Below are 13,992 nucleotides of genomic sequence, written 5' to 3' on the forward strand. Positions count from 1 at the left end.
CGGGTAGTCACTAGCTAAATCAAAAGAGCGGGATAAGCATGTAGACCTTGTGGCGGAGTACTTGCGGACGCGGGTTCAATTCCCGCCGCCTCCACCAAATACCTAAAGCCCAGCCGAAAACGGTTGGGCTTTTTTTATGCCCGGAATGTCAGTGCAGACCGTTCCGTTCAGCGCAAAAACGCACCGGCCTAAACTTATTTTGTGTATAGCGTTGCCGCTATTGTAAGGCATTGTTCCTTGATAAACTTTGGAGGCCGATGGCGAATCGTATTTCGCAACGGTATAGGACGGATTGGCGGGAATCGGTTTGGGTCAAGCGCAAAAGTAAGGTTTCAAAAACATACCAAGCCCTAGCATTCTAACTCGGTTTATAGCAATAACTTACGCCTTTATTGCATCAATTCAGGAAATAATCAATATACCAACAACGCTATTGTCAACGGTAGCGGTCTTTACTATAGTCGAGTTGCAGTTTGAATTAAACCTTTTCAACTTTAAACGAGGACTTAGTCATGAGCGACTTTTACAAAGATATTTTAATCGGAATAGTATTTATAACGGGCTTGTTGGGCTTTATTTCAGGCGAATTCATCATCTCGTCTGCGCTATTCGCAACGGCAGCCATAGCCAGTAATATTAACCTGAACCGTAAAAGAGGCAGAGCCGGACAATTTTCATGGGACTGATTCATCTAACTGAGCAGTTCGTCCTTATAGTGACCTGAAGACTTCCAAGGCCTAATAGCCTTGGAAGTTTTTGCTTTCTCCCGCTTCACCAGTCCCTTATTCCTTGTCACCGAATCATTAGCGCTACTTCCGTCTAAACTTAACGCCACGTTCATCCCCAGCCTTAACCAAAACCGCACAATAACTTCGCAACTGCCCACGGCCAACCTCTGCTACTGCGGCACAGACACAATTCCGCTTTTTACGCAAAAATGAGCCTTGTCTAGTTGGGATGATAGTAAATACAACAGAGCCCTAGCTCCGTTAGCGATGCTAATTCTTTATCTTTTTTAACCGGTGGGAATCAAATTGATTATTCTGTCCTAAAAGGGCTGATCTTTAACCTGAATTTAAGGTATAAAAACCCAGACTTGACCAGGCATTTTTAAAATTCAGGTTTTATGTATTTTTTCCCATGACAATATATTGCTGACTTGGTCCGGCCCCATGCACTGGCACTTGATAGCTATTTAATTTTTAGAATTGAGTTGACCACATGCTGCTAATACATCATCGCCTTTAGCACTTCTTATTAAAGTCGGGATTTTAAAAGTATCTAAAACTTCTTTAAACTTTTCAATTTTATCCAAAGCCGGGTGCGTGTAGTGTGATCCTGGGAATGAGTTAAAAGGAATTAAATTTATATAAGCACTTTTACCAGCCAGTATCGATCCCAATTTTCTAGCATCATCTGGAGAATCATTAAAATCTTTTATCAGAATATATTCATAAGTAATAAATTGCTTTTTATTTAAAGGTATCTTGTCAATAGTTGCCAATACCTCATCCAGCGGATATTTTTTATTAATGGGAATAAGTTCATTTCTCTTTTCTTCAAAGGGCGAATGAAGAGATAATGCAAGGTTCACTCCCGGAATTTCCTGGCTCCATCTTTTAAGTCCAGGCATATAACCAGCCGTTGAAATAGTGATTTTTTGAACACCAATTGAAGTTCCGTGTTGTGATAAAAAAATTTCACACGCTTTTTTGACGGCATCAAAATTATGTAAAGGTTCTCCTTGTCCCATAAAAACAATATTTAAAATTCTCTCTTCTCCAGGTCGATTTGTTGCTAACCAATGCCAAGCCTGTAGAAACTGACCAACAATTTCACTGGTAGTTAAATTTCTTTTAAGCCCTTGTTTTCCGGTAAAACAAAAAGAACAATTCATTGCACAGCCAACCTGCGATGAAAGGCAAATTGAATATTTATTATGAAACGGAATAAGGACGGTTTCAATTTTATGATTGTCTTTAAGCTTAAAAAGAAACTTTACTGTTAGATCTTTTTTTGACTCATACACCGTATCGATTTCGGGTAGAGAAAAGTCGAAATTATTTTGAAAAAAAGTTAATGAGCATTTGGAAATTTTATCAAGGCATTGAGTATTTTCTTTTTTCTTATAATGCCAATTAAAAAGAACTGACGCTGCAGAGGGGTTTAAATTATTTTGATTTATAACCGTTTCTAAATCAGAGTAATTTAGGTCATAAAAGGATTGTTTCAAAAAATGTCTCCTGGTAATATCAATATTTTACCAATACCAAATAGTTTGAAATATTGGATTTGATATCGCAATTATATTGAACCTATTTATAAGGTTTGATTTGTGTCATGTACAGAGAATAATGTTTTTTATCCTATACAGGCATCTGGACTTTCGCCTATTCTCCGAAAATAAAGATTTTTCGCCCAAGCTTTACCGCACTTCATTCTGCCATATTCATGGTCATAAAGCTGCCAGTCAAACCAACTCAAATATTTTTATTTCGTAAGTCATCCCGCTGCTGCTTACGCAACAGCTCAGCAAACTGATCCGCCGGTATGGGTTTACTTTTAATATAGCCCTGATAGCTATCACAACCTTTTTCCCGCAAGAAAGCCAGTTGCTCCTGGGTTTCCACACCTTCAGCTAAGACTTTAAAGCCCAGAATGCGCCCCATTGCAACGATGGTCGCGGCGATTTCCATGTCATCTTGATGGAAAGGAATATCGTCGATAAAGCTCTTGTCGATTTTTAGTCTATCTAGGGGAAAGTGCTTCAGATAGGCCAGAGATGAATAACCCGTGCCAAAATCATCAATGGCAAGACGAATGCCTTGAGTGCAGAGATTATTAAGGATGACCGTCGCTTGATCTTGATTGCCCGTCAATCCGCTTTCGGTTATTTCCAATTCCAGTTGCGTGGCTGGAAAATCCGTTTCCTTGAGAACCAGTGATACCAAAGCGCAAATGACACTTCGCTGAAATTGGTAAGGTCAAAGGCGGTAAACCTTCGCCCAGCCAAAGGCGTCCTTGCCGACAAGTTTCGCATAACACCCAGCCGCCGATTTCTATAATCAGATTGCTTTCTTCAGCAATAGGAATAAATTTTAGCGGCGGCATCCCTCTACCGGATCGGATCTTGCCAACGTACCAATACCTCGGCACCGGTAATCCGGCCACTGATCATATTCACCTGCGGTTGAAATAAAATACGCAGTACCTGTTTTTCAATTGCACTACGCAGCCGCGCCCAGCGTCTTTGGCTTCTTACCTTTGTGTTTATCCGGCATAAAACGCAGATAACCAAATAGCGAAGAGCGTAATCTTCAATAGTTTCAGTAGCACCCTATCTTTTGTATTGACGACGCGGTTTCTCGACAGGATGTCTTGTCACAAAGCCACTTGGTAGCGTTAAGTGTAAGCCGTTTATTGTAGCAGATGCTCTTAGGTGGATTTGTTGCGCTTAAATAGTTCTGTTGAGCGAGTGAATCCCCCCACTGCCAAAAAACAATTTTGAACGCCAGCTCTCGACCCTTAGGCGCGTCAATCGCCCAAGGTTTCAGAGATAGCTACCATCAGCAAGTAAACCAGGCAATCATTTATAAACAAGAGCAACTCGGTCTAGCGTAAAAAAGCTCAGCTTCGCTGGATTTATTCGTTGCGATCAAAATCGGCGGACTTTCCGCCTTTTTTAAAGTTATACTTTATAAATTGCCGGCGTTAATCCAGGCTAACTTGAATTTAACTAATCAAATAAAAATCCAGTAACGGTCAGACTAGGTTTGAACTACTGCAAGTGAACGTGGTTTGCCATTTTCGTGCATTCCCGCACTTTCAATTCGGTCGATTCTACCTATAATCGGCCGGCTCTAATGTCCAAGATACACCGTGTCCCGCACCCACCATTACTGCTCACGCCTATGAAGTCATTGAAAAAAACATCGACCGGCCTGCCGCATACGGAAATGACCTTGCCTTTCGTGCTGTTGGCCGTCGGCTTGCTCAGCGGTTGCCAGCTTGAGCCTACTACGGCTAAAAGCGTTTTAGAATTGCCGCCTATAACAGGCTTCCCGCTGCCTACCATAGCCTCCCCGCCGGACACGGTAGAAGAGGTTCAGCCGAAGCTTGCCGGCATCGCCACCCGCGAGTTCGTCATCGCCAAAGACCGAGGCATCGTTGGCGGTCTTGCCGGGATCAGTGTGCAAGACGGCGACACCTTGCCTGACATCGCCCGGCACTTCGGCCTGGGCTATAACGACATCACCCTCGCCAACCCCGCTATCTTCCCCTGGACTCCCGAAGCGGGCGCACGCGTGATGCTGCCGTTGCGGTTCATCCTGCCCGATGCGCCGCGCAAAGGCATCGTGCTCAATCTGGCGAATATGCGGATGTTTTATTACCCCCCAAAACAGCCGGGCGCCGTGTTTACCTACCCGGTCGGCATTGGCCGTGAAGGCTGGAATACTCCGCTAGGACAAACCACTATCGTCGCAAAAACCGTCAACCCGGCATGGACCGTCCCGGATTCCATCCGCCGCGAACACGCGGAAAAAGGCGACCCTCTGCCCGCTGTGGTGCGTCCCGGTCCCGACAACCCGCTCGGCAAGTACGCTCTACGACTAGGCTTTAACAGTTACCTGATCCACGGCACCAACAAGCCCTACGGCGTCGGCATGCAGGTCAGCCACGGTTGTGTGCGGCTTTACCCCGAAGACATTGAGGTGCTGTTCAAAAAAGTTTCGGCCGGGACGCCGGTGCGGATCATCCACCAGCCTTACATGACGTCATGGGACGGGGACATGCTTTACCTGGAAGCCCATGAGCCGCTGCAAAAATGGGCGGGCCAGAAGAAACCGCAGCAAAAGTCACTGTTGAAACAACTGCGCCAAACCGCCGCCGAAAAAGGCGTAACCGTGGATTGGGACAAAGTCGACCGCATCCTGCAACGCGCCGACGGCATCCCCACGCCGATCCTGTCGGCCAGCACGGATTTGCCGGAACTGGTCGCGCAAGCGCCGGAAGTGCAACATCCCGAACATTTCTACGGGCAGCCGGCAGTTCCGGAATTAACCGACAGCGACTTGGTGCTGATAGTCGCCGACTTCGCCAACGAGGTGACGGCGCAACAATTGGTGGCAATGCTCAACCATCAAGGTCCGTCAATTCCGGCTAGACAAGTTGAAAAGAACGGTTCCTATCAAGTGATCGCCGGCCCCTTCAAAAACAAAAAAGAAGCTGGATCAGTTGCGCATCGCATCAAAATAGATTTCGAGATTGATGCCAAGCTAGGGATGGTGACCATACAATAGCCCCGCATCAGCTAAGTAAAAAGCGATCAAAACGCGATGCGAAACTGCCCCGGACCTGAAGACCCAATACAAGGAAACAGCGCACGTTGTCGCTGTTTTGCACGTTCACTTTCATGCCCGCTTGGAAAACGGTCCGCAGGATGCGATCCCAGCCGGAAAATCACTGCCATTTTAAGGCAGCACCGGTAGGAGCGGGCCTTCTGTGGCTGCGGCTGTTACGGTAGCACACCCGTACCGCTCAGATTCCGCCTTTTACCCTCGATTTCAAGTGCTCTGCAAGGCGCTTCATGGCCGAGGAAGCATCATCAATTGAAAGATGGACATTAATAATGCTTGGCATGGTCCGGTTGTTCAGGGAATTCATCAGCGCTTCTTCAAACGCTTCTTCCGTAGCAGCGTCATACCCGTTTAGCGGGCCAAAGACTTCCCCCAGCCGGTCGAAACGCCAACAGCTGATATCATTGAAAGGGCCTTCAAGAATGCCCCGCTCGGTGCTGTAACCGCAATTGTTAAAAACCACTACAATCGGGTTCAGGCCGTGGCGTGCGAACGTTGAAAGTTCAGTGCCGGTCATTTGAAAAGCGCCATCCCCAACCAGAATAAGTACCCGATGATCAGGCCGGGCGATTTGCGCACCCAGCGCAGCAGGCATTGCAAATCCCATCGTGGCATAGAAGCTGGAGGCAAAGAATTCGCTCTGCTCGTGCACCTGTAAATCGATAGCTGCAAAAAGGCAATCGCCAACATCGCAAACCACGATCATCTCCGGGCTAAGCGCCTGATTGAGACGCTCGACCAAGCGCGCGATAGTCATCGGCCGGTTCGGTTCGGGAAAGCCTTTTGCCTGCAAGGCCGCAGGTGTCGATGGAAACCCCTCGCTGCGAGTTTTGACAGCGCGCACCAAGGCGCTTAAAAAATCGGCTAGCGCGACGTGAGGATAGTGGTGTGCGCTGATCACGACCTCGTCCAGAGCTGCGCGGATCATATGATGGGGATCAAGCTTTGCGGTATAGATACCGGTATCGACGTCATTCAAGGTAACGCCCAGCATTAGTAACAAATCGGATTGTTCCACTATATAGCGCGCATTTTCCGAACTCATCGCGCCTTCATAAATCCCGAGATAGGCCGGATGCCGCTCGGCAATGACCGACTTGCCTGATAAGGTTGCTACGACCGGTAAGCGCGCACGTTCAACGAGCTCGACCAAAGCGCCCTGAAGCCCACGCCGGTGCAACTCAATGCCCGCTATGATCATGGGCGAAACCGATTTAGCGAGAAGCTCCGTGGCCTCTGCAACTGCTTCCGATAAAGCGGTCTGATCGCTGGCAAACGGCTCCGCCGTCTCGGCCGGTATCGGATAGCCCTCAGCCATCACCAGGTCGCGGGGGATTTCTATATAGACAGGCTTGCATAAGCGGCGAGCCGTTTCAATTGCCCGGTCAATCTGCCGAAAGGCTATTACCGGATCGTTGAGCACCACGGTTGCGCAGGTAATGCGTTCAAAAATTTCGCGTTGGAACGAGAAAGGGCCAAAGCGGTGATGAATCAATGGATCATCTAGTTGTTCACGCACGCCGGGGGCTCCGCTGATGACGACCACAGGCGAGGACTCCGCATAGGCGCCGGCGATTGCATTGACGGTATTTAAGGCCCCTACTCCGTAAGTCACAGCCAGCGCCCCCATGCCTACGCAACGCGCATAACCGTCAGCGGCAAAGGCGGCGGTATCTTCCCGCGTAGTGCCGATATGCTGAATCGGGCTTTTGACCATCAGGTCATAAAAGCCTAGTACGTAATCTCCCGGAACGCCAAAGATATGTTTAACGCCTGCATCATAGAGACGTTTAAGAAGGTATTGTCCAATAGTATCGAATTTAGCAGTGCTCATAACGATTTATCCTTTTGGAAAAGTACTGATTAAGCTGTCAATAAGCGGGCAAACTTTCCAGGCAGCCGGTAAAATCAAAAACAGACGACACTTTGATAAACATTACACCCAGCCATTCTTGGTAAGCAAGAGATTTTGTGAGCCATGAATCAACCGGGCATGTAAACCAATTGGAGGCTTCCAGTGCTGCGAAAACTAAATCATACCGTCGCCATCACATGGCTGTTGATCGTGAGTTTTGTAATGTCCGGAATGCCTGCTTTTGCCGCCCCTCCGGCAGTCGAAGAGGTATTAAGCCTGCTGGGAATGGATCAAGGCCAGATTACCGAACTAGCGCAAGGCAAGCCCGTCACTTATGCCTTGGCGGAAAACGGCGCCGATGATCTTGCTATGGGCATTGCCTTGTATCTGCCGGTTTCTTCAGCCAAGATGTCCAAGTATTTACAACAGGAAAACCCGGACCCGCTAGACGTTGATGTCACTACGTACGGGATATTGACCGAGCACAGCGGAGCGGCTTCCCTTGCCTCTGTCGCCCTGCCCACGGAAGAAGCCGAGGCTTTGCTGGATGCCGAACCCGGTGACAAGTTCAACCTGTCTGCCGTTGAGATCGATAGCTTCAAAACGCTCAAACAGCTGTCCGCCAAGACCACCGAAGACGCGATCTTGCAGCATTACCGGGAGCTTCTATTCCAGCGCTTTGAAGCCTACCGGCACGGAGGCACCTATGCAATAGCACCCTATGTGCGGGATGAAAACCCGGATTCAAAACCTTCCCAGGAACTTCACCAAGCCGCAAGCGCAAGCGTCATCCTGTCGCGTTACTTTCCAGCATTGTACAAAGCCTGGCTGGATTACCCCCAACCTTTACCGCCCGGAACCGATGAATCCTTCCCTTGGGTAGAAAAAACAGTAGAACGCCGTCTTGCGGTCATACTCAGGCACCGCATCAGTGTTGGTTGGAATGGCGGAATCCTGGTGTTGACGCGGGAGTTCTATGCGCCGCATTCATACAATTCCAGCCAGTGGCTAACCGGCTGTTTAGCCTATCGCGACGGCACCGTGGTTTTTAAGCAGGTGCACAGCTACACCGACCAAGTAGCGGGAACAGCCAGCGAGATCAAGCATATAATCGGCCGGCAATTGCTGAAAGACAAATTGCTTACGTCTTTTGCACGCCTTTGCCGTGTCTCGGGCCAATGCTTTTGATTAACGGGCCGTTTTAAGCCTCTGGCCCGTTAAGGTCGATAACTTGCTTATTTAAGACCCGATGCCAATGGAGGATGGAGAGCCGAGTCGGCTTCTTCAAGCTCCTGTCTAAACTTGTCGAATTCTTTTTTCCAGGATTCTTTGTTGTAACCCCAATTGCCCTCGGCCAACAGCCGCTCACCCAGCGCGAATTCCGACTTTACCTGGCTTAGAGCATCCTCCTCGCCCTCTTCCCAAAGTGCCTGGGCATAAAACAGGTGGTTGAGCGGATGCCCCGGATGTTCCCTGGCGGCTTTTTCCAGCAGTTCCAGCGCCTTATCGATATCGCCTATGCCATTGGGCCAAGCCGGGGCTTTGAGATACAACGCCCCTAAAAGGCGTAGCGGCCCGCCGTCGTCAATGCCGGGGCTCAAGGCCAGCGCTTGTTTCATCTCGCTTTCCAGCCGGTCAAGGTTCTCCACGGCCAAGGTGATGTGTTCGCGCACCGCCAGGCCGAGATTCGCCGCCAAGTAATAATGCACAGCCCCGTTACCGCCTTGCGCCAAAGCGATTTCAGCAAAGCGGACGCCTTCGGCGGCCAACTTTTCGCGTTTTTCCTGGTTGGCTTCGCGTTCGGCCAGGTGCAAACAGATCCGGCTGCCCAGAGCGGTGCGGCGCACCGCCGGTTCCTGAGTGTCGCGCAGGACATTCAGCGCGCAAGCCAAGGTGTGGGTATCGCTTAAGGGGCTCAGCCGATTTTGTTCGGCAACCAGCGCGGCAACCGCCTGCTTGGGGCACTCGGAAAGCAGGTCAGGCTGGACTTGGCCGTGCTGGAGGCTGGCACAGCCCGACAGAAAGGCCAGAATCGAAACAGCAGTAAGAAGTCGTGCTCTGTTCAAAGCTTATTTCCCCTTAGTCCACAGCTTGACCATAGGTTCGAACACGGCCGCATCCACGCTGGCAAAGGATTCGATTCCGAACACATCGCAGAGCTTTTTGCCTTCGGGATCGACGCACATCCCCTCCAGCGCCTTGCCGAAGCGGGCGCGTTCTTCCGCAGTCGTGGTAGCGCTGTCGGCCACCACGCCCATCAGCGGGATTTCCTCGGACGTGAAGATAGCGTCAAGAGGCGTCGTCAAATGAAGCGAGCTGAGCCCGGCGAATTGTTGCTCGTTCAAAATAACGGCGTCCAGCTCCCCTTTATCCAAAGAGCGCAGCGCGCGAATGGCCTGATTGGACGGTTTTAGGACAAAGAAACCGGCAGGGTCGTATTTTCCGGCAAAAACAATCCTGCCGATGAATGATGGCTCTTCCAATGCCGTACCGCCCAAGGTCTTGCCTTTCAGCTCGTCCAGGCTCTTGTACTTATCTTTCCTGACCATGACCCGGTAACGCTCGCTGGTGCGACCTTTGATCCTGGGCTGGACCACCGGCACTAAGTTATGCTGGTTGCGCAATTCCAAATAAAGGCCCAAGGAGGTGATCGCGAACTTGGGCTTTTTAGCGGCTATCTGCTTCCTGCATTCGTCCGACTTGGTGGTGAACAGACTGTTGAAGCTGTTCGCCTGCCACTGACCGGCGCGTTCCACCACCCGCAGCATGGAATTCATCGCCTCGCTGGCATCCTTGGCATTAACGGAGCCGCCGGGGTAGCACACTACGATTATTTCGGGATTGGGGGCTGCCCTTACGGTAAGGGAAATCAACAGGCTGGCAATAATAAGATAAGTTTTTCGCATCATGGTTTTCTCTTGTAATCAATCAACTGTCCGATGGCCGGGGCCACGACGAGGGTTGCGGTCAGGCAGCATAACAGCCCGATGGTGATACTCACGCCCAGGGAAGACACGCCCCGATAGCTGGCCAGGGTAATAGCGCCCAGCCCGGCTAATTCGGTGCCTGCGGCCAGGCCGATCACTTTGCCGGCAGCCAGGCTGACTTGCAAGGGGGTATGGCCTTTCAATTCGCCCCAGCGATAGCTGAACCATACGCCGTAATCCACCGCTAGCGCAATCACGAGGGGCAATGCGACGATGTTGGCATAATTATAGCGAATATCGCCCAGGGCCATCAGTCCCAGCATCCAGCCGCCGCCGATCAGCAACGGTAATATCGCCAGCGCGAAACCGCGTACGCTGCGCGTCGCCGCCATAACCCAAAGCAGGCACAACGCCAAGGCCAATTGCGTGCCATGGGTAAAACTTTCCACCACGGATTTGGCAAGCGTCTGATGCGTGGTTGGAAAACCGGTCGCTTCCGGCGAAACGCTATACACGTCTGTTATCAGCGCATCGAGATTGTCGGGATCGTACACGGTTTTTGCCGGAAAGGCGTAAACTGCGATGCTGCCGTCAGCGGCAAAGAAGCGGTCGCGCAGGGTCATCGGCAACTGCTCCGGGGTGAGCGGCCGAGCCTGCCGCCAGGCGTCGATGACTTTAAGCCCGGTATCTGCTCCGGACAGCCAGGCGCGCAAGAAACTTTCGCTACGAATCCGCCCCTGTCCGCCATCTGCGGCGAGTTTGACCGAGATGGACGCCACTTGTTCGCGCACTTTTTCCAAACTTTCGACCAGGTTGGCATGCCCCGCGGAGAATGCCTGCTCCTGAGCTTCGTCGATAATGGCAGTGCTGTTTTCCAGCACTGCCTGTAATAATTCGAATGATTTTACGGACAAGCCTTCCCGGTCGAGTTCGGCGACCTGTTTGGCATAGGCAGTCCGGGCGAACGCTTCGCCGATGCTGACGGCTTTGCGGAGGCGTTGGTCGGCATCCGCAGGAAACAGGTTCGTCAGCGACTGCACCTTGGCAACCGTCTTGAGTTTGCCCGCCTCATCGGTAATCCGCCGGGCTTCGGCCATGTCCTTGGCGGTAAAAATGATGACTTCGGACTGGTAGTCGCTTTCCGCCACCATACGCCGTTGGTAATAGGCGGCCTGGGAATCTTCAGGCAGCATGGCCAGCACGTCGTAGTCGAACGGGATGGCGAAGCCTTTTACCCCGCCAATCACAGCAAAACCCAAGGCCAGCATGACCAGCACTACCGCAACGGGTGTGGGGAACGCGCCAGTATGCTTCCATATTCGTGCCGGAACCGGCGGCGTGCTTAGCGAGGGGATGTCCCTCAGCTTGGGCGGCAGTAAAGCGTACAGCGCGGGCTGAACCATCCAGGTGCTGATCAGGATCATCAACACGCCTTTGGCCGCCACCACGCCCAGTTCGGCAAAACCCGGAAAATCCACCGTGGTCAAGGCGCCGAAGATCAGCAGCGAGGCGCCGCCCGCCGTCAGTACCGCTATAAAAGATGAGCCGATGCCGGCTCCTATGGCCTCAACCAGGGGCTTGCCTGCGCGGCGCTCATCGGCGATACGCGAAGAGGTAAAGATGCCGTAGTCCGCCCCCAACCCGAACAGGATGGCGATAAAGGCGGCGGTGATCATGGTCAGGTGGCCGACGGTGACCAAAGCCAAGCCCAAGCTCCACAGCACGCCGAGTCCCATCGGGATGAAAATCAGCGCGGCCCAGCGCAGGCTGCGGACTACCAATAAAATCAATGCGACGATCAAAGCGGCGGAAGTAAAAACCACCAGGATGATATCCTTGCGGATATTGACGTATTCCTCGTACTCGATGGCCGGTAATCCGGTCAGGCCCACAGTGGGCGGCGTGCGGCCGGCGGCTTTGGCTTGTCCGGCCAGGTCTTCCGACACCTGCTTGACCTTGTCGACGAAAGGGCCAAGGTTTTTGAAATCCCCGGAAGAATTTTTCGGGTGGACGAATAAAAACAGCATTTGCCCGTCGCGCGAGGCAAAGTAGCCGTCGGACATGCCCCCTGCCCCGTTTTGGGCCAATAGCCGGTTCCAGTTTAAACTGGCTGGCGCTGTTTCTGCGGACAGCCAGCGCTGCCACTCTTCCAGGAAAAACGCCGCCAAGTTCAAGCTTGCTTCGGCGGTTTGCAGATCAGTGTCCGCCCCGCCCAGCGGCGGATGATCTTTGCTCCAATTCAGCGCTTTGCGCAGATTTTCTTCCATCTCGCTAGCCGGAATCGGCTGATCCGCCATTGCGGCCAGCTTGTCCAGACTCTCGGACGGCATCAGCAGGTAGGCGTGATCCAGAAAAAACGTCATATCGAGACGGGCGGTCGCCTGGTCGATCTCGGGTTCTGTCTGAAGTTTGGCGGCCAGCTCGTTGGCAAAGGACTCCAATTCGTTGCGCGGCGCACCCTCCAGAACCACCATCAGATCCGAGGCGGCGCCGAAATTTTTCAAGAAATCGTTGAAGCGCTTCACCACCGGTGTATTCTGGGGAAGCAACGCTTGGCGCGAGGTGTGGACCGGGAGTTGCGCCGTTGCCCATCCGGCCAGGATCGACATAGCCAAAGCCACCCCCAAGATGCGCCAAGGGTTTCTGGCGGAGTATTCGGCGAGTTTGGCAATGCGCTGGGTGATTTTCATTGGCGGGAGATTCCGTTGGTCAATTCGCGCAAACAGCTTGCGCGTTTTTGGCACGCTCCAAATAGCCTTCCCACTTTCGTGCGGTCAAGCGCTGGAACATCGGCACCACGGGGTTGAGTTCGATGGGCGGCGCATTCCAGTAAATTTCGTAGCTTAACTGTTCGGCTTCCAGGGCAACGCCGTCTTCATCGAGTATGGGCTTGAATACCAATGGCTTGGCAATGTTCAACACCCATTGGGTCAGCCACTTCGGGGTTTTCATGGAAATCAGCGGAATCTTCAGGGCATCGAAATAAAACAGGAAAAACACTCGCGTGGTGCGCTCGTCGATTGGCAGCATAAACGACCAATTCTTGATGCTGTCGCCGGTATTGGTCCATTGATAGGGATACTCGTAGCACAACTCAATGGAGCGGGTATTGACCCGGTTGCGGTCAACGAAAATCCCGGAAATCCGGCCGCCGGCCATATAGGCGTCGTAAGTCAGGTAAACCCTGTCGTCATCGGCCTCGTGATGGGTCAGCTTGGCATCGATGAAAGGCTTGTATTTACGGTGCAGGAAGGCGTGGGAGAAATCGCAGATATTGTCGATGACCATGGAATGATGCGTGCGCCAAGTGTAATCAACGGCAAAGTTGGCCCAGGTGTTATCGCCGGTGAGTTCGGGTATGTCCGGAATCTTATGCTCGGAGGCTAGTTCCGGAGCGCCGGGAAACAACCAGATCAGGCCATAGCGGATTTGCACAGGATAAGTCCGCAGCTGTTTCTTGATCAGCGGGTTACCGAAGCTGTCATGGGAGTAATCCTCCAACCGGCCTTTCCTGTTGTAGGCCCAGCCATGATAGGCGCAGCGCAAATTGCACTTGTCTACTGCGCCCTGGCTGAGCTTGAGTTGCCGATGCGCACAGCGGTTCTGCATGGCGGCGAGCACGCCGTCTTCGCCTCGATAAAGCGCAATGGTGGTGTTCCAGAAAACGACCTCTTTGACCTGGCCTTTTTTTACAGCACTATCGTATTCCACTACGTACCAGCGGTCAGGGTCCATTCCAGCGGCGCGAGCCTTTTGGCGCGAATTTTTAGCTTCCGCAAAGGAAGGTGGCGGGGATTTCGTCTGCGCGTTAGTCATATTCGGGGCTCCGGTTCGTGGTTAAGGAGGGATCGAT

General features: G+C 51.8%; 11 protein-coding genes and 1 other RNA gene. 4 read left to right on the forward strand and 8 right to left on the reverse strand.

The features are described from left to right. Together ssrA and M0R47_RS17455 are read left to right on the forward strand one after the other, a co-directional pair. Positions 1-97: a transfer-messenger RNA gene (gene ssrA, locus M0R47_RS17450) on the forward strand; the annotation flags it as partial. 415 nt (positions 98-512) lie between these two features. After that, positions 513-686, forward strand: coding sequence for a hypothetical protein (locus M0R47_RS17455; protein ID WP_292557144.1), 174 nt, complete (start codon positions 513-515; stop codon positions 684-686). Positions 687-1,195: 509 nt separating this feature from the next. On the opposite strand, the gene rlmN is transcribed toward M0R47_RS17455, so the two are convergent. From rlmN to M0R47_RS21965, 3 genes are all read right to left on the reverse strand, one after another. Continuing rightward, complete coding sequence (gene rlmN / locus M0R47_RS17460) at positions 1,196-2,233, reverse strand: 23S rRNA (adenine(2503)-C(2))-methyltransferase RlmN (protein WP_292557146.1); 1,038 nt, start codon at positions 2,231-2,233, stop codon at positions 1,196-1,198. A gap of 247 nt (positions 2,234-2,480) precedes the next feature. Next, a complete protein-coding gene (locus M0R47_RS21960) occupies positions 2,481-2,951 on the reverse strand; it encodes an EAL domain-containing protein (protein WP_366513239.1) in 471 nt (156 codons plus the stop codon). Positions 2,952-3,115: 164 nt separating this feature from the next. Beyond that, a complete protein-coding gene (locus M0R47_RS21965; protein WP_366513240.1) occupies positions 3,116-3,298 on the reverse strand; it encodes an EAL domain-containing protein in 183 nt (60 codons plus the stop codon). Between the two features lie 613 nt (positions 3,299-3,911). Here M0R47_RS21965 and M0R47_RS17470 point away from each other — a divergent pair. Further along, positions 3,912-5,300, forward strand: a complete 1,389-nt coding sequence (locus M0R47_RS17470) for a L,D-transpeptidase family protein (protein ID WP_366513241.1) — start codon at positions 3,912-3,914, stop codon at positions 5,298-5,300. A 238-nt stretch (positions 5,301-5,538) separates the two neighbouring features. Here M0R47_RS17470 and M0R47_RS17475 read toward each other — a convergent pair whose 3' ends face one another. Next, entirely contained in the window at positions 5,539-7,191 is a 1,653-nt protein-coding gene (locus tag M0R47_RS17475; protein ID WP_292557147.1) for a thiamine pyrophosphate-binding protein, read from the reverse strand. 183 nt (positions 7,192-7,374) lie between these two features. Between M0R47_RS17475 and M0R47_RS17480 the strand changes: the two genes are divergently transcribed. Then, entirely contained in the window at positions 7,375-8,400 is a 1,026-nt protein-coding gene (locus M0R47_RS17480; protein WP_292557149.1) for a hypothetical protein, read from the forward strand. A gap of 47 nt (positions 8,401-8,447) precedes the next feature. On the opposite strand, the gene bstC is transcribed toward M0R47_RS17480, so the two are convergent. Genes bstC through M0R47_RS17500 form a run of 4 tightly spaced genes read right to left on the reverse strand, consistent with a single transcriptional unit; the run spans position 8,448 to position 13,955 of the window. Continuing rightward, positions 8,448-9,278: a sterol transporter outer membrane protein BstC gene (gene bstC / locus M0R47_RS17485; RefSeq protein WP_292557151.1), complete on the reverse strand. Its 831-nt coding sequence runs from the start codon at positions 9,276-9,278 to the stop codon at positions 8,448-8,450. 3 nt (positions 9,279-9,281) lie between these two features. Further along, the gene (bstB, locus tag M0R47_RS17490) at positions 9,282-10,121 is read right to left on the reverse strand and encodes a sterol transporter periplasmic substrate-binding protein BstB (protein ID WP_292557153.1); all 840 of its coding nucleotides are present in this window, start codon (positions 10,119-10,121) and stop codon (positions 9,282-9,284) included. After that, positions 10,118-12,829 carry a sterol transporter cytoplasmic membrane protein BstA gene (gene bstA / locus M0R47_RS17495; protein ID WP_292557155.1) on the reverse strand — a complete coding sequence of 904 codons (2,712 nt, stop codon included), beginning with the start codon at positions 12,827-12,829 and terminating at the stop codon, positions 10,118-10,120. The genes bstB and bstA overlap by 4 nt, the downstream gene beginning before the upstream one ends. A 19-nt stretch (positions 12,830-12,848) precedes the next feature. Then, positions 12,849-13,955 (reverse strand): Rieske 2Fe-2S domain-containing protein, encoded by a 1,107-nt coding sequence (locus M0R47_RS17500; RefSeq protein ID WP_292557156.1) that lies wholly within the window; start codon positions 13,953-13,955, stop codon positions 12,849-12,851. Positions 13,956-13,992: the final 37 nt, after the last annotated feature.

This window comes from Methylobacter sp., from assembly GCF_023227905.1.
GTDB lineage: Bacteria > Pseudomonadota > Gammaproteobacteria > Methylococcales > Methylomonadaceae > Methylobacter_A.